Origin of the sequence: Paenibacillus pasadenensis (genome assembly GCF_023715725.1) — a bacterium.
Taxonomy (GTDB): Bacteria; Bacillota; Bacilli; order Paenibacillales; family Paenibacillaceae; genus Paenibacillus_O; species Paenibacillus_O pasadenensis_A.
In genome coordinates, this window is sequence record NZ_JAMBOT010000033.1 from 1 (window position 1) to 492 (window position 492).

Genomic DNA, 492 nt, shown 5'->3' on the forward strand with positions numbered 1-492 from the left:
ATTCAGATACGGTCTGCTGCCCTGCCGGCCAGCGTACGGTGGCGGTCTTCATACGCGTGTAGAAGCGCACGCCGTCCGGCCCGTGGACGTTCAACGCGCCAAACACCGAGCGCTTCCAGCCGCCGAAGCTGTGGAACGCCCTCGGCACCGGGACCGGCACGTTCACACACCAACCATCCCCGCCTGCACGTCGTGGACGCCTTCACGCGCGGTGTGGCCGTTGCTGGTGAAAACGGCGCTGCCGTTGCCAAACTCATGGCTGTTGACCAGCTCAAGGGCGCTGTTATAGTCCGCCGCGCGCACAATCCCCAGCACCGGGCCAAAGATCTCTTCACGCCAGATGGTCATCTCCGGGGTGACGTGATCGAACAGGGTGCCGCCGACATAGTAGCCCGCGTCGTAGCCCGGCACGCGCAGTTTGCGGCCATCGACCACCAGTTTTGCCCCTTCGCTTTCGCCTTTATCAATATAGCCGAGCACTTTTTTCTGGTG

1 protein-coding gene is annotated in these 492 nt (G+C 62.8%); it reads right to left on the reverse strand.

The genetic code is table 11. From position 1 onward, the window contains the following. Positions 1-162 precede the first annotated feature (162 nt). On the reverse strand, positions 163-492 hold a 330-nt coding region (locus M3223_RS23820; protein ID WP_285891430.1), incomplete at its 5' end, for an aldehyde dehydrogenase family protein.